We start from the raw sequence: 14316 nt of genomic DNA on the forward strand, positions 1-14316 counted from the left end.
GTATTCCGAAACGGGGGCGGCAAGTGCGGGGCAAGGCGACCGACAACGATGCCGGAACCATGCGCGCCGTCAGTGGACAGGCCGCTGGTGCCGCCATCGTTCTCGCCCTTGCCGGCTTGCCTCAGACCGCGCAGGCGCAGGCCCCGCGCTTCGACGCGATCAGCCCGGTCACGGGCGCACCCGACAATCCTGGCTCCGGCCTTGAGGCAGGCCCCAACGGTCTGACGCAATTACGCAAGCGCCTCTCCGACGACCCCGCCAGCGACCGGCGTCCCGGCGCCGCGCGAGGGCTCGGCGGTGAGTCCGGTGGGGGCGTGCGCTCGTCCAGCAACGCGAGCCAGACCGGCTTCGAGACCGGCATCCCGCGCCTCGACGACCGCCTGACCATCACCGGTCAGCGCACCAGCGGCACCTCGACGGCAGTGTTCAACCGAGGGCTCTCACCGACCCTTCGGTTCCGCGCGGCGCCCTCGCGCCGCAACGGCTCGGCCGTGAAGCGGACGACGCAGGAGAGTGTGCAGGCCACCACGCAATCCTCCGCGCTGACGCCCGTGGTTCAGGAAGCCGTCGTCGGCGTGCCCCTGCCCTACACGTCGGGCGGGTCGCGCCTGCCGTTGCTGGCGACCAACCCCGCCCTCGGCCTGCTGACGCCCGGTTTCATCCTCGGCACCGACCTGTCCCGCCCGATCCCGACCGATCCCGCCTACGCGCCCCTCGGCATCAAGGTCGGTACGTTCACGGTGCTGCCGACCTTCGCGCAAACCATCGGCTACGATTCGAATCCGGATCAGACCACCAGGCAGCTCGCCAAGGGCTCGGTGGCGCTTCGCACAGAGGCGACGGTGGATTTCCGCAGCGATTGGTCGTCCAGTTCGCTCGATGGCTCTCTGCGCGGCGCCTATTTCGAGACGCCCCAGAACGAGATGGCGAGCCGCCCGGCGGCGGACGGCGTGGTAAACCTCCGCATCGACGCCAACCGCGACCTCCAGTTTAACGCGCAGGGCCGGTTCCTCGTGGACACCCAGCGGACCACGACGCCGAACCTGCAAGCGGCATCCGCCGTGAGCCGTCCGCTCGTGGCCCTGTACGGCGCGACGCTCGGCGCGACGCAGAATTTCAACCGCTTGTCCGTGACCCTGAGCGGCCTCGTCGACCGCTCGGAGTTCGAGGACGTGCGCCTCACCAATGGCGGCACGATCCGCCAGAGCGATCGCAACCTGAATCAGTACACCCTACGTTTGCGCACGGCCTACGAGATCTCCCCCGATCTCAAGCCCTTCGTGGACGTGATCGGCGACACCCGCGTCTACGATCAGCGTTTCGATGCGTCCGGCGTCCAGCGCGACTCGAATGGCGTCGGCGTGCTGGTGGGTGCCCAGCTTGGGCTCGCCCGGCGCGTCACGGGAGAGGTCTCGGCCGGTTACCAGCATCGCAGCTACATGGATGCGACGCTGCGCGACATCGATGCGCCGCTCGTCAACGCCACCCTGGTGTGGGCAGCCTCGCCCCTCACCACCGTCCGCTTCAACGCCGCCACCGGCGTCACCGAAACGACGATTCCCGGTTCGAGCGGCGTGCTCACCGAGGTGGCGACGCTCGAAGTGCAGCACGACCTGCTGCGTAACCTCTCCTTCGTGCTGGGCGGTTCGATCCTGCACAACGAGTACCGGAATAGCCCGATCCGCGATAACGGCTTCTCGCTCACCGCGCGCATGGATTACCGCCTGAATCGGTGGCTCACCCTGCGCGGCACCTACATCTACCAGCAGGTGGACAGCACCTCGTCCTTCGCCAGCTTCCGGGACAACACCTTCCTCGTCGGGATGCGGGTGAACCCCTAAGCAGCTGCCCCTCAATCCCGCCGCGCGGCGAAGAAGTCCCGCAGCAGATCCGCCGCCTCGGCCTCGCGGAAGCTGCCATAGACCTCCGGTGCATGGTGGCAGGTCGGCTGGTTGAACACCCTCGGTCCTTGCTCGACCCCGCCCCCCTTCGGATCCCGTGCGCCGTAATAGACCCGGCGGATGCGGGCGAAGGAGATCGCCCCCGCGCACATCGGGCAGGGCTCCAGCGTCACGTAGAGATCGCAGCCCGGCAGCCGCTCGTCATCCAGAGCCAGGCATGCCGCCCGGATCGCCAGGATCTCGGCATGGGCTGTCGGATCACGCAGGGCGCGGGGCCGATTGTGCGCGACCGCTACGACGCGTCCCTCCTTCACAATTGCGGCACCGACCGGCACCTCCCCCTCCTGGGCCGCACGGCGAGCGGCCTCGAAGGCGAGATCGAAGGGCGTGGGATCCTCAGCCATCGGCGCGATGCTTCACGCAAAAGTCGATCATAGGAGATGTTAACAACCGGAACATTCCTCGATCTCTGCCTGTTGCTAGGCCGACGCGGCTTTGCCGTAACAAGACAGATTGGAGTGACGCCATGAGCAGCACCACCGACAAGATCAAGGGCGCGGCGAACGAGCTGGTCGGCAAGGCCAAGCAGGGTATCGGCGACGCCACCGGCAACGACAAGATGAAGGCGGATGGTGCCGCTCAGGAGCTCAAGGGCAAGACCCAGAGCACCGTCGGCGACGCCAAGGACACCGTTAAGTCGGCCACCGACAAGCTTTGATCGAACGCCGTCCGGGGTGGCTGGTGTTTCCCCCGGAAACGCCAGTCCTCCGGATGGGTTGTCTCAAGTGAAGGCGGAGCCAATTCGGCGCCGCTTCGCCCCACGGCGTAGGAGTCTCCCATGATCGGTTGGGCCATCACCTTTCTCGTCGTCGCACTCGTGGCGGCGCTTCTGGGTTTCGGCGGAATCGCCGGCACGGCTGTCGAAGCGGCCAAGCTCGTGTTCTTCGTCGCCATTGCCCTGTTCCTGATTTCGGCCGTGTTCGGCGTGATGCGGGGCCGTTCGCCCCGTCTGTAGCCTTCTGAAAGGCACTGATCCGGCTGGGCGAATGCGTATCCTCGCCCGCCGGATGCCTCAGGCGGTCTCGCCTGAGATCATCGGCTCTGGTATGGGCGGCCGATGACCGACATTCCAAACGACGAAAAGCCCGGCGCGGACCGGGACGGCGCGCCCTCGAACGAGCGCGATACTTCTTGGCAGCCTGCCACCGATGCGGGGAGCGCCAAGGACCTCAATGGGGGCGCAACCGCCAAGACCGGCCGCTCCAAGAGCCGCCCTGCCTCATCCGGCGATGCTCCCATGATGCGCCGTCCGGCAGCACCCGAGCCGAGTGCTGCACCCGAGCCGGTCGAAGCGGGAGCCGCGGCCGACGCGGAACCTGTTTACACGGGCGATCGCATCGCAAAGGCCATGGCGCGGGCCGGTGTCGCTTCGCGGCGTGACGCGGAAGCCATGATCCTCGCTGGCCGCGTGAGCGTGAATGGCGAGGTGATCGATTCGCCTGCGCTTAATGTTACCGATGACGACCAGATCCTCATCGACGGCGAGCCGCTCCCGACTCGTGAGCGCACCCGCCTGTGGATTTTCCACAAGCCGCGCGGCCTCGTGACCACTGCCCGCGATCCGGAAGGTCGCCAGACGGTGTTCGAGGTGTTGCCCGAGGACATGCCCCGCGTCGTGGCCGTCGGCCGCCTCGACATCAATACCGAGGGTCTGCTTCTCCTCACCAACGATGGCGGGCTCGCGAAAGTCATCGCGCACCCCGACACGGGCTGGCTGCGCCGCTACCGCGTGCGCGCCCATGGCGACACCGATCAGGCGCAGCTCGACCGCCTGAAGAAGGGCGTGACCATCGACGGGATGGAATACGGCCCCGTGGAAGCGACCCTCGACCGGGTTCAGGGCGACAACCTCTGGCTGACGCTGGGCCTCCGTGAGGGCAAGAACCGCGAGGTCAAGCGTATCCTGGAGCATCTGGGTCTTCAGGTGAATCGCCTGATCCGCATGTCCTTCGGCCCGTTCCAACTCGGCGAGCTCGAAGTCGGCCTCGTGGAGGAGGTGCGGACCCGCGTCCTCAAGGATCAGCTTGGGAAGACTTTAGCCGAGCAGGCGGGTGTCGATTTCGAGAGCCCGGTGCGCGAGCCGATTTCGCCCTTCGGCGGTTCCGCCAAACCGGCCCGGTCAGAGCCCGATCAGGGCAAGCGTCAGGACCGGCGCGCCCCCGCCCGGCCCGCTCCGCAACGCGTGTCGACCGGCGGCACCGGGTCGAACCTGCGCCGTTCGGTGTGGCGCGAGGAGAGCCAGGAGCCTGCCCCTTACAAGCCCGGCCGTCCCCCTCGGCGCGGCGCTGATCCGCGGATCGATCAGGAGCGTGCGGCTGCGGAGCGTGGCCGCGAGCGCGTCGGGGCGATCAAGACCGGCGAAAGGCGAGTGCTGGTCGAACGGCTGAAGCCCACATCGGCTGCGCCTCAGCCGGTGGCCGACGAGCAGCCGCGTCGCCGTTATTCGAAGGCCCCGACATCGAGCGCCGAGGGCCGCCAGGAGGATCGTGGCCTCCAGCGGATGGAGCGGCCCTCCGCTCGTCCGCGCAACCGCGACGATGCCGAGGGCACGAGCTTCCGGGGCAACGGCCCGCGCCGCGAGGGTGGTGCCCCGCCGCGTGGACGCTCGAACGAGCGTGGTGATTTCGGCGGTGATCGCGGTGGCGAGGGTCGCGGACAGCGCCAGGAGGGCGGCTTTGGCGGAGGCCAGCGCGGACGCTCCGAGGGCGAAGGTTCGCGTGGCCGCGCGAGCGGTGCGCCGAACAAGTCTTTCGGCGAACGCAAGTTCTCTGGGGAGCGGAAGCCGTTCGGCGAGCAGAAGTCCTTCGGTGACCGGAAGCCTTCTGGTGATCGGAAGCCTTTCGGTGATCGTAAACCCTCCGGCGAGCGGCCTGCGGGCAAGTTCGGCGGCGGTGGCCGTCCCGCCGGGGGCAAGCCTGGCGCTCCGGCCGGTCGCGGCGGCAAGCCCGGCGGCGGTTTCAAATCGGGCGGCTTCAAGCCGGGTGGTTCGCGCCCGGGTGGCGGCAAGCCCGGCGGGTCGAAGGGCGGCGGGAGCCGTCCGCCGCGCGGCAATCGCTGAGGGTGCCCCATGCGGATTGTCGGAGGTGATTGGCGCGGGCGGCGCTTGGCCACTCCCCGGACGGATGCAATCCGTCCGACCTCCGATCGGCTGCGTGAGTCCCTCTTCAACGTCCTGACCCACGGCTACGACGATGCCGTGGACGGGGCGCGGGTGCTTGATCTGTTCAGCGGCACGGGAGCGCTCGGGTTCGAAGCGCTCTCCCGGGGGGCCTCCTACGCGTTGCTGGTCGATGAGGGGGCGGAGGCGCGCAGCGTCATCCGCGCCAATATCGAGGCTCTGGGTGCCGAGGGCGTTACGCGGCTTTTCCGCCGCGACGCCACCAAACTCGGTGAGGCGGGGGCGGCAGGCCGTTTCTCGCTTCTGTTCTGTGATCCGCCCTACGGACGCGGCCTCGCTCCGCTGGCGCTGGCGAGCGCGGCGGCGGGCGGCTGGCTGACGGAAGGGGCCCTGGCCGTGGTGGAGGAAGTCGCCTCCGCCGAGATGTTCCTGCCCTCAGGATTTTCCGAGCAGGAAAGGCGCGTCTACGGCGAAACCGCCATCGTCTTTGCCCGCTACGGGGCGTGAATCCAGCTCAGTGTCCGGGCGTCTTGTCGGCGTCGGGGCTCGGTTCTTCGCCGCTTGTCGCCTTCGAGACGCGCACCATCGCCTTAACCATGGTGAGGATGCTCTTGCGAACCTCTTCGTCGGTGATCGACACGTAGGCGCGCAGCACATCGAGCGCACCGTCGCTCTGAAGCAGCATCTCTACCGCATCGTCGGGCGCGGGCTGGGTCGTCTCTTCGAAGAAGGTCGAGACAGGCACATTGAGGCGATCCGCGATGGCCTGGAGACGACCGGCACCGATGCGGTTCTTCCCCGCCTCGTACTTTTGAACCTGCTGGAAGCTGATCCCAAGGGCTTCGGCCAGCTGCGACTGGCTCAAACCGTTGGCTGTCCGAAGGAGGGCGATACGGCTTCCGATTCCTTGGTCGACCTGTGTTGACTGCTTCGGCTTCGTTTTTCGCATCGATACCGCTCCACCAGGGATCCGGAGTGCTCAACCCCTGGGTCGTGATGCGATTTAAACCGAGACCGCCCGATAAGCTATGCCGGCTCGACGGAAATGATGCCTGCGATAGTCAAAATTTTGTTCGATCACGCTTCAATGAACGCTGTACAGGTATTTTTTCTGCATCTTCAGTGTTCGTCAGCGACATTCTTATATCAAAATCGCGCGACAAGCTCAGTGCCATGCGGGATCTTGGACGAACATGCTCGAAAACCGGACATGTTCGTCCTCCGATACGATCCACCCATCAGTATTGAATACCGGTAAATCGGCAGATCGTCTTGCAGCGTGGCCCGCCGTTACCCTGGTACGATTTCATATGCCCAATCGAGCCAGTCATATCCTGCGTTGGATTTCCGCCGGGTCGCTTCACGACGATGTTGCACGGATCGCGCGGGGTCTGCTGGTATCGCGGACATGCGGGGGTATCGCGGCCGGCAAGCAAGTCCATCAAGGTCTCGGATCGCGCATCCGCTCGATGCGGCATGGACATGGCCAGCGAGGCTATTCCGGCGACGATCAAGGCGATCTTGAACATGGACGACCTCCGTCTGTGCAACTCTTGCTTCAAGCGCCGGCAGATTCATCCATAACAGCATAGTAATTGTGCAAATGTGTCTGTCCGCACATCATTAAAATGTTATTTTAATCCCGAAAAACATTAGATTTTATCTTCGGATTATTATCGAACACAAAGCGTGTGGATACGACGCTCAAACCCCGACACGAAAAAGGCCCTCCCGTTTTTCGGAAGGGCCTTGAGCTGACAACGAGGTCGAAACGATAGGGTAGCGCGCGCCTACTCGATCCCGAGCTTGCTTTTAAGCAGGGCGTTGACGGCCGCAGGGTTCGCCTTGCCACCGGTCGCCTTCATGGTCTGCCCGACGAACCAGCCGAGCAGCGTCGGCTTCTCCTTGGCCTGCGCGACCTTGTCGGGGTTCTTGGCGATGATCTCGTCCACGGCCGCCTCGATGGCGCCGGTATCCGTGACCTGCTTCATGCCCCGTGCGTCCACGATGGCGCGCGGATCGCCACCCTCGGTCCACACGATCTCGAACAAATCCTTCGCGATCTTGCCGGAGATCACCCCCTCACCGATCAGGTCGACGATAGCGCCGAGCTGGTCGGCCGAAACCGGCGTCTCCTCGATGCCAAGGCCCTCTTTGTTGAGGCGGCCGAACAGTTCGTTGATCACCCAGTTCGCGGCGGCCTTGCCGTCTCTGCCCTTGGCGACCGCCTCGTAGTAATCGGCCGAGGCCCGCTCGGCCACCAGCACGCCGGCATCGTAGGTCGAAAGCCCGAACTCCTTGACGAAGCGCGCCTTCTTGGCGTCCGGCAGTTCCGGCAGGCCCTCGGCCAAGCGGTCCACGAAGGTCTGGTCGAATTCCAGCGGCAGCAGATCCGGGTCCGGGAAGTAGCGGTAATCGTGCGCCTCTTCCTTCGAGCGCATCGAGCGCGTCTCGCCCTTGCCGGGATCGAACAGGCGCGTCTCCTGATCAATCTTACCGCCATCCTCAAGGATCGCGATCTGACGGCGCGCCTCGGTGTCGACCGCCTGTCCGATGAAGCGGATCGAGTTGACGTTCTTTATCTCGCAACGCGTACCGAGCGGCTCACCGGGGCGGCGCACCGAGACGTTGACGTCGGCGCGGAGGTTGCCCTTGTCCATGTCGCCGTCGCAGGTGCCGAGGTAGCGCAGGATGGTGCGCAGCTTGGTGACGTAGGCCTTCGCCTCGTCGGCCGAACGCAGATCCGGCCTGGATACGATCTCCATCAAGGCCACGCCGGAGCGGTTCAGGTCTACGAAGCTGCGGGTTGGGTCCTGATCGTGCAGCGATTTGCCCGCATCCTGTTCGAGATGCAGCCGCTCGATGCCGACGGTGAAGGATGTGCCATCAGGCATGTCCACCAACACCTCACCTTCACCGACGATGGGGTCCTTGTACTGCGAGATCTGATAGCCCTGCGGCAGATCCGGGTAGAAGTAATTTTTCCGATCGAACACCGAACGCAGATTGATCTTGGCCTTGAGGCCCAGGCCGGTGCGCACCGCCTGCGCGACGCATTCCTGATTGATCACCGGCAGCATGCCCGGCATCGCTGCATCGACCAGCGAGACGTGATCGTTCGGCTCGCCGCCGAAAGCCGTTGAGGCGCCGGAGAACAGCTTCGCCTTACTGGTCACCTGAGCATGAATCTCCATGCCGATCACGACCTCCCAGTCGTGCAGGCCGCCCTTGATCAGCTTCTTGGGGTCAACGGGTGCGTTCATGGTCGGTCCGAAGGCGCTCAGAAGTGATGTCCCACCCTCCGCCCTGATCCTGAGGTGCCGCGCAGCAGCCTCGAAGGCGGCTACAGCGATCGCGCGACCGCTGAAGGGCTCTTTCGAGGCTCGTTCTCGCGGGCAACTCAGGATGAGGGCGCGTGTGGGAGCGAGTCCATAAAGGCAGTTAGGAGCCCCCTGCCCAAGGGGTCAAGCACGCCGGCTGGCGACCTGGCGGGCGCCGTACCCGATCATGGCGTAGAGCAAAGCCGCCACGGCACGGACACTGAAGAAAGTCGGTCCGTCATAAGTGATGGGCGCAGGCCAGGGAATACCCGCCGCCGATACCATCCAAGAGAACAGCACCGCGACCGCGAAGGCGACAATGGCCGCGATGAAGCACTTCCCGAACTGATCAGCTTTCCAGCCGAGATAGAGGGCCACCACGATCAGGGCGGGGTCGAACCCGGCCCAGATCCAGACCGTCCAAGGATAATAAGGGACGGTCATGCCCACCACGCTGCGGGAAGCTGCGTCCGTCCTGCAGAATCCTCAATCACCTGGGCAGCGGCGAACAGAGTCTCTTCATCGAAGGGACGGCCGATCAGCTGTAGGCCGAGCGGCAGGCCCTGCGAGTCGAGCCCTGCCGGCACCGCGATGCCCGGCAGCCCGGCCATGTTCACCGTCACGGTGAAGACGTCGTTGAGGTACATCTCGACCGGGTCGGCATTGGCCTTCTCGCCGATGCCGAAAGCGGCCGAAGGCGTCGCCGGGGTGAGAATGGCATCCACGCCGTCCGCATAGGCCGCCTCGAAGTCGCGCTTGATCAACGTGCGGATCTTCTGAGCGCGGACGTAATAGGCGTCGTAATAGCCCGCCGAGAGCACGTAAGTGCCGATCATGATCCGGCGCTTCACCTCGCGGCCGAAACCGGCGGCGCGGGTGTTCTCGTACATCGAGGCGATGTCCTTGCCCGGCACGCGCAGGCCGTAGCGGACGCCGTCGTAGCGGGCGAGGTTCGAGGACGCCTCGGCGGGGGCGACGATGTAATAAGCCGGGAGTGCGTAAGAGGTGTGCGGCAGCGAGATCTCCTTGATCGTCGCGCCGGCCGCCTTCAGCCACGCCGCACCCTCGTCCCACAGGCGCTGGATCTCAGCAGGCATGCCGTCGACCCGATACTCCTTCGGGATGCCGATGGTCAGGCCCTTCACGCCGCGGCCCACGGAGGCCTCGAAATCCGGCACCGCGAGATCGGCGCAGGTCGTGTCCCGCGCATCGGCGCCGCTCATGGAAGCGAGCAGGATCGAGCAATCCTTCACCGTGCGGGCGATGGGCCCGGCCTGATCGAGGGACGACGCGAAGGCCACCGTGCCCCAGCGCGAGCAGCGGCCATAGGTCGGCTTGATGCCGACTGTGCCGGTGAAGGCGGCGGGCTGGCGGATCGAGCCGCCGGTATCGGTCGCCGTGGCGCCGAGGCAGAGTCGCGCGGCCACTGCCGCCGCTGAGCCGCCGGAGGAACCACCGGGGACGATCTGCGCGTCCGAATCCTTTCGCCGCCAGGGCGAGATCACGTTGCCGAAGGCGCTGGTCTCGTTGGACGAGCCCATGGCGAATTCATCGAGGTTCAGCTTGCCCAGCATCACGGCGCCATCGCGCCAGAGATTGGCCGAGACTGCCGATTCGTAATGCGGCTCGAACCCTTTGAGGATTTTCGAGCCCGCCGTCGTCTCCACGCCGTGGGTGCAGAACAGGTCCTTGATGCCGAGCGGGATGCCTTCGAGGGGTCGAGCTTCGCCCGAGGCGATCTTGGCATCCGACACGTCGGCCATGGCGAGCGCCCGATCCGGCGTCTCGAGAAGGTAGGTGTTCAGCGAACGTGCCTTCGCCATAGCGTCGAGATGCGCCTGCGTCAGCTCGCGGGCCGAAAGGGTCTTCGCCTTCAGGGCGTCCCGCGCCTCGGCGAGGGTGAGTTCGTTGGGGCTGCTCACGCGTCTCAAATCCCTGCGCGCCGCCAGGGGCGCGTGCAAACGGATAACGTCCGGCCGGAGGGTTACTCGACCACCTTGGGAACGAGGAAGTAATGGTCCTCCGTCTCGGGCGCGTTGGCGACCACGTCGACGGCGCGACCGCCTTCGGTCACGCCATCCTCGCGCTTCTTCATCGCCATGGGCAGTACCGACGTCATCGGCTCCACGCCGGAGACATCGACCGTGCCGAGCTGCTCCACGAAGGCGAGAATGTTGTTCAATTCAGCGCCCAGCGGCCCGACTTCCTCGTCGGTGACCGCGATCCGCGCCAGATGTGCGATGCGCCGCACAGTCTTCTCGTCGACCGACATACCGTCCCGTTCATCCCGGCCGGGGACTCGTTCCCTCGGCGGCCGGGCTATAGCATTGCGGTTCCAAGCCCCGCAACGCGGGCGCTTACGTCACGATGTGGTTGGGCTTCACCGTCTGCTCCACCGCGATGCCCGGCGGCCTGATCGGCTTCAGCACCGATTGCGCGGCGCCGAACACCAACACCTCGAAGGCCAGGACCAGCATCCAGCCATGGCGGCGGCGACGCGCCCGGCGCGTCTTGTCGTCAGCGACTTCTAAGGCACCTGGCACTGCCGTCTCCGCGCGGTCGGTTAAGACTTCCTTAACCAACTTAAACGGCGCACGCTCCGCGTACATCCGGCGCGATCACGGATGTGGTTAAGGCTGTGGACGGGACGGTGGCGCTGGGGCGCCGGGTCGCGTAGGCCGTGCGCCATGGACAAGCAGACGATCCGAGATTTCGCGGCGGCTTCGCGCGGGGGCGCCCGCCTGATCGGCCTCGACCTCGGCACCAAGACGATTGGCCTCGCCCTGTCAGATCTCGGCCGTCAGATCGCGAGCCCGCTGGAGACGATCCGTCGTGTGAAGTTCACGCCCGACGCGATGCGCCTGAAGTCCGTGTGTGAGGAGCACCAGGTCGGCGGGCTAGTTCTCGGCCTGCCGCTCAATATGGACGGCACGGAGGGACCGAGGGTGCAATCGACCCGCGCCTTCGCGCGCAACCTCGCGCCGATCCTGCCCCTACCGGTGCTGTTCTTCGATGAGCGGCTTTCGACGGCGGTCGTCACCCGCGCGCTGATCGAGGCCGATGCCTCACGCCAGCGCCGGGGCGAGCCGTGGACAAGCTCGCCGCCGCCTACATCCTTCAGGGTTGCCTCGATGTGATGCGCCGCATCGCCTACGACGATGGCGATTCGCCCGAGGACGAGTGAGCCACCGGGCGCCCGCTCAGGCGGTGCGACCGCCATCCACCGGCAGATCGATGCCGGTGATGAATTCGGCCTCGTCGGAGGCGAGATAGAGAGCCGCGTTCGCGATGTCCTGGGCGGTCGAGAGGCGCCCGAGGGGAATCGTCGAGATGAACTTCGTGCGGTTTTCCGGCGTGTCTGCCACGCCCATGAAGTCTTCGAGCAGACCGGTCGCGCCCATGACCGGGCACAGAGCGTTCACGCGGATCTTCCACGGGGCAAGTTCGAGAGCGAGCGAGCGGGTCGCGAGGCTCGCGGCGCCTTTCGAGGCGTTGTACCACGTCAGGCCGGGCCGGGGCCGTATCGCCGCCGTCGAGCTCGACATTCAGGATTACGCCGCCGCCATTGTCGCGCATCACGGGCGCCGCCGAGCGGACGAAGTGGAAAATCGATTTCACGTTCACGCGGAAGACGCGGTCGAAATCTTCCTCCGTCACTTCCATCAGCGGCTTGTTGCGATGGGTGGTGCCTGCATTGTTCACGAGGATGTGCGGCGCGCCGAAACGCTTGCCCGTTTCCTCGATCACGGCCGCTACGTCGCCCGCCGACCCGACATCGGCGGCGAGCGCGATGGCCCGGTCGCCAAGAGATTTCGCCAGCGCTTCGACCGCATCACGGCGGATATCGACCAAGGCGACCCGCGCGCCTTCGGCTGCGAAGCGTTCCGCGATTCCGGCGCCGAAACCACCCCCGGCGCCCGTGACGATGGCGATCTTGTCCTGAAGCCGCATGATCTCCTCCCGGTTTCGTCTTTACGGGTTTGCCCGGAACTCGGCGCGGATCCGGTCGCTGTGTTCGCCCACTGTTGGCACCGGCCCCAGGGTCCGCACCTCGCCATCGATGAGAACGGGCGGTGCCACGATCCGCGCCGTTCCGCCGGGCGTCTCGACCTCGACACGGATCAGCGCCGGATGGGTCGCGAGATCGGCCAGAGTGTTGACGAAGCCATAGGCCGTGCCTGTGGCCTTCAGGCGTGCGGCGGCCTCGTCTCGCGTCAATCGGCCAAGGACTTCGCCGATCCGTGCGTCCACGGCATCCCGGTTGGCGACGCGGGCATTGTTCGACTCATAGCCATCGGCGCGGGCCAGGGTCGGCTCTCCGAGCACACCTGCGCAGAAGGCGGCCCATTCGCGTTCGTTCTGAATTGAGATCAGAACGAGGCTACCGTCGGCCGTCGAATAGGCGCCGTAGGGGCTGATCGACGGATGGGCGAGGCCGAGCCGCTGCGGAACGCGGCCCGTGCCCTCGAAATATAGGAGCGGCACGTTCATCCAGTCGGCCGCGCCGCTGAACAGGCTGACCTGAAGAGAGGCGCCCTCCCCCGTGATGCCGCGCGCGATCAGCGCCTCCAACACGGCGGCATGAGCATCCATCCCACAAGCCACATCGCAGACCGAGACGCCGACCCGTCCCGGCCCTGCGGGGTGGCCGGTGATCCCGGCAAGCCCGCTCTCGGCCTGTACCAGCAGGTCGTAGGCCTTCATGTTCGAATAGGAATGGCCCATTCCGTAGCCGGTAATGTCCACCGTGATCAGTCTCGGGTAGCGGGCGCGCAACTCCGCCGACCCAAACCCGGCTCTGGCCGCAGCTCCCGGCGCGAGGTTCTGCACGAACACGTCCGCGCGTTCGAGGATCCGGTGCATCAGGGCGGCATCGGCGGGATTCTTGATGTCGGCGACGAGGCTTTCCTTGCCTCGGTTGAGCCAGACGAAATAGCTCGCAAGACCGTTCACCGAGGCGTCGTAGCCCCGCGCGAAATCACCTTCCGGCCGCTCAATCTTGATGACCCGGGCTCCGGCATCGGCGAGGCGCGACGTGCAGTAAGGGGCCGCAACGGCTTGTTCCAGCGCGAGGACGGTCAGACCCTTCAACGGCAACGCGCCGGTACGGCCCGCCCTGTCCGGTGGCATCGCTTCCTCCCTTGAATCGCCCCTGACATGGCGCGGCGACGGGCCCCTGTCCAACTGGAAGCGCGCAGCTGTTTCGGTGAATGAGCCGCTGGGATTCATGCACAGAGTGCGGTCGATAGACTGTCCCAAACCACGGGTTTAGTTTTTCGGTCGCGAAATGGTGATAGGCAACAAAAACTACACATGCATCTTGAAAATAGCTCGGTCTTGGTGGCATTGCTCCCACAGGAATCAATTAAAGGGGACTGACAACATGTCGGTAGACGCTACGCAACCTGCAGGTGAAGAAGTAATGCAGCAACTCGCTCTTTACGCGAGTGATGTGATCTCCGCCTACGTAGCGAACAATCCTCTTCCGCAATCCGAGCCCCGGGTCTGATCAGCAGCGTACACGCTGCGTTGAAGCGACTGACCGAGACCGACATGGCCGAAAGCGGCTCGAAGGATTCTGAAAGGGTTCACCGGCCGTCCAATGCCGAGATCCGCAAGTCCATCGGCCGCGATGGACTGGTGAGCTTCATCGACGGCAAGATCTACAAGACCCTCAAGCGTCACCTGTCGAGCCACGGCCTCGACCCGGAGAGCTACCGCGAGCGTTTCGGCCTGCCGAGTGACTATCCGATGGTGGCTCCGAGCTACGCCGCCCGCCGCTCCGCCCTCGCCAAGGAAATCGGGCTCGGCCGTCCGGGTGCCCTGGCTGCGCGGCAGGCCAAGCGCAGCGCTGCGTAAGGCCTCGCGGCGTCATCGCGAGACATCGATCCGATTTCGTCCCTCCACTGTCATCCAT

The 14316-nt window shown here is 65.6% G+C and carries 14 protein-coding genes and 3 pseudogenes; 7 read left to right on the plus strand and 10 right to left on the minus strand.

The window, feature by feature from the left end:
• The first annotated feature begins 59 nt into the window (after nt 1-59).
• Complete coding sequence (locus ACFQE0_RS27120; protein WP_378975072.1) at nt 60-1841, plus strand: outer membrane beta-barrel protein; 1782 nt, start codon at nt 60-62, stop codon at nt 1839-1841.
• A gap of 11 nt (nt 1842-1852) precedes the next feature.
• On the opposite strand, the gene ACFQE0_RS27125 is transcribed toward ACFQE0_RS27120, so the two are convergent.
• A complete protein-coding gene (locus tag ACFQE0_RS27125) occupies nt 1853-2305 on the minus strand; it encodes a nucleoside deaminase (protein WP_378975074.1) in 453 nt (150 codons plus the stop codon).
• A gap of 122 nt (nt 2306-2427) precedes the next feature.
• Here ACFQE0_RS27125 and ACFQE0_RS27130 point away from each other — a divergent pair, with 122 nt between their 5' ends.
• The 4 genes from ACFQE0_RS27130 (at nt 2428) to rsmD (ending at nt 5586) form a co-directional block, all read left to right on the plus strand.
• On the plus strand, nt 2428-2619 hold the full coding sequence (locus ACFQE0_RS27130; RefSeq protein WP_378975076.1) for a CsbD family protein: 192 nt from the start codon (nt 2428-2430) through the stop codon (nt 2617-2619).
• Nucleotides 2620-2739: 120 nt separating this feature from the next.
• Nucleotides 2740-2916: a DUF1328 domain-containing protein gene (locus ACFQE0_RS27135; protein WP_238249729.1), complete on the plus strand. Its 177-nt coding sequence runs from the start codon at nt 2740-2742 to the stop codon at nt 2914-2916.
• A 102-nt stretch (nt 2917-3018) separates the two neighbouring features.
• Nucleotides 3019-5019: a pseudouridine synthase gene (locus ACFQE0_RS27140; RefSeq protein WP_378975078.1), complete on the plus strand. Its 2001-nt coding sequence runs from the start codon at nt 3019-3021 to the stop codon at nt 5017-5019.
• Between the two features lie 9 nt (nt 5020-5028).
• Complete coding sequence (gene rsmD, locus ACFQE0_RS27145) at nt 5029-5586, plus strand: 16S rRNA (guanine(966)-N(2))-methyltransferase RsmD (protein WP_378975080.1); 558 nt, start codon at nt 5029-5031, stop codon at nt 5584-5586.
• 7 nt (nt 5587-5593) lie between these two features.
• Here the strand turns inward: rsmD and ACFQE0_RS27150 are convergent, their stop codons facing one another.
• From ACFQE0_RS27150 to ACFQE0_RS27180, 7 genes are all read right to left on the minus strand, one after another.
• Nucleotides 5594-6028, minus strand: coding sequence for a helix-turn-helix domain-containing protein (locus ACFQE0_RS27150; RefSeq protein ID WP_378975082.1), 435 nt, complete (start codon nt 6026-6028; stop codon nt 5594-5596).
• Between the two features lie 289 nt (nt 6029-6317).
• Nucleotides 6318-6608: a hypothetical protein gene (locus tag ACFQE0_RS27155; RefSeq protein WP_378975084.1), complete on the minus strand. Its 291-nt coding sequence runs from the start codon at nt 6606-6608 to the stop codon at nt 6318-6320.
• A gap of 261 nt (nt 6609-6869) precedes the next feature.
• Nucleotides 6870-8342 (minus strand): Asp-tRNA(Asn)/Glu-tRNA(Gln) amidotransferase subunit GatB, encoded by a 1473-nt coding sequence (gene gatB, locus ACFQE0_RS27160; RefSeq protein ID WP_378975086.1) that lies wholly within the window; start codon nt 8340-8342, stop codon nt 6870-6872.
• A 201-nt stretch (nt 8343-8543) separates the two neighbouring features.
• Nucleotides 8544-8843, minus strand: coding sequence for a hypothetical protein (locus ACFQE0_RS27165; protein ID WP_378975088.1), 300 nt, complete (start codon nt 8841-8843; stop codon nt 8544-8546).
• Nucleotides 8840-10321 carry an Asp-tRNA(Asn)/Glu-tRNA(Gln) amidotransferase subunit GatA gene (gatA, locus tag ACFQE0_RS27170; protein ID WP_378975090.1) on the minus strand — a complete coding sequence of 494 codons (1482 nt, stop codon included), beginning with the start codon at nt 10319-10321 and terminating at the stop codon, nt 8840-8842. Before gatA ends, ACFQE0_RS27165 begins: the two co-directional genes overlap by 4 nt.
• Before the next feature lie 62 nt (nt 10322-10383).
• Complete coding sequence (gene gatC / locus ACFQE0_RS27175; protein ID WP_378975092.1) at nt 10384-10671, minus strand: Asp-tRNA(Asn)/Glu-tRNA(Gln) amidotransferase subunit GatC; 288 nt, start codon at nt 10669-10671, stop codon at nt 10384-10386.
• Nucleotides 10672-10756: 85 nt separating this feature from the next.
• On the minus strand, nt 10757-10942 hold the full coding sequence (locus ACFQE0_RS27180) for a hypothetical protein (protein ID WP_378975094.1): 186 nt from the start codon (nt 10940-10942) through the stop codon (nt 10757-10759).
• A 144-nt stretch (nt 10943-11086) separates the two neighbouring features.
• Here ACFQE0_RS27180 and ruvX point away from each other — a divergent pair.
• A pseudogene (gene ruvX / locus ACFQE0_RS27185) lies at nt 11087-11583 on the plus strand (Holliday junction resolvase RuvX).
• Between the two features lie 16 nt (nt 11584-11599).
• On the opposite strand, the pseudogene ACFQE0_RS27190 reads toward ruvX, so the two are convergent.
• Both ACFQE0_RS27190 and ACFQE0_RS27195 read right to left on the minus strand, forming a co-directional pair.
• Nucleotides 11600-12350, minus strand: a pseudogene (locus ACFQE0_RS27190) (glucose 1-dehydrogenase).
• A 21-nt stretch (nt 12351-12371) separates the two neighbouring features.
• Complete coding sequence (locus ACFQE0_RS27195; protein ID WP_378975096.1) at nt 12372-13529, minus strand: CaiB/BaiF CoA transferase family protein; 1158 nt, start codon at nt 13527-13529, stop codon at nt 12372-12374.
• Between the two features lie 292 nt (nt 13530-13821).
• Here ACFQE0_RS27195 and ACFQE0_RS27200 point away from each other — a divergent pair.
• Nucleotides 13822-14258, plus strand: a pseudogene (locus ACFQE0_RS27200) (Ros/MucR family transcriptional regulator).
• Nucleotides 14259-14316: the final 58 nt, after the last annotated feature.

Origin of the sequence: Methylobacterium komagatae, from assembly GCF_042661665.1 — a bacterium.
GTDB lineage: Bacteria > Pseudomonadota > Alphaproteobacteria > Rhizobiales > Beijerinckiaceae > Methylobacterium > Methylobacterium komagatae.

Excerpts from the sequence above, each read along its gene's own strand:
- ACFQE0_RS27120 (WP_378975072.1), top strand. The coding sequence starts at position 60 with ATGCGCGCCGTCAGTGGACAGGCCGCTGGTGCCGCCATCGTTCTCGCC.
- ACFQE0_RS27125 (WP_378975074.1), bottom strand. The coding sequence starts at position 2,305 with ATGGCTGAGGATCCCACGCCCTTCGATCTCGCCTTCGAGGCCGCTCGC.
- ACFQE0_RS27130 (WP_378975076.1), top strand. The coding sequence starts at position 2,428 with ATGAGCAGCACCACCGACAAGATCAAGGGCGCGGCGAACGAGCTGGTC.
- ACFQE0_RS27135 (WP_238249729.1), top strand. The coding sequence starts at position 2,740 with ATGATCGGTTGGGCCATCACCTTTCTCGTCGTCGCACTCGTGGCGGCG.
- ACFQE0_RS27140 (WP_378975078.1), top strand. The coding sequence starts at position 3,019 with ATGACCGACATTCCAAACGACGAAAAGCCCGGCGCGGACCGGGACGGC.
- rsmD (WP_378975080.1), top strand. The coding sequence starts at position 5,029 with ATGCGGATTGTCGGAGGTGATTGGCGCGGGCGGCGCTTGGCCACTCCC.
- ACFQE0_RS27150 (WP_378975082.1), bottom strand. The coding sequence starts at position 6,028 with ATGCGAAAAACGAAGCCGAAGCAGTCAACACAGGTCGACCAAGGAATC.
- ACFQE0_RS27155 (WP_378975084.1), bottom strand. The coding sequence starts at position 6,608 with ATGTTCAAGATCGCCTTGATCGTCGCCGGAATAGCCTCGCTGGCCATG.
- gatB (WP_378975086.1), bottom strand. The coding sequence starts at position 8,342 with ATGAACGCACCCGTTGACCCCAAGAAGCTGATCAAGGGCGGCCTGCAC.
- ACFQE0_RS27165 (WP_378975088.1), bottom strand. The coding sequence starts at position 8,843 with ATGACCGTCCCTTATTATCCTTGGACGGTCTGGATCTGGGCCGGGTTC.
- gatC (WP_378975092.1), bottom strand. The coding sequence starts at position 10,671 with ATGTCGGTCGACGAGAAGACTGTGCGGCGCATCGCACATCTGGCGCGG.
- ACFQE0_RS27195 (WP_378975096.1), bottom strand. The coding sequence starts at position 13,529 with ATGCCACCGGACAGGGCGGGCCGTACCGGCGCGTTGCCGTTGAAGGGT.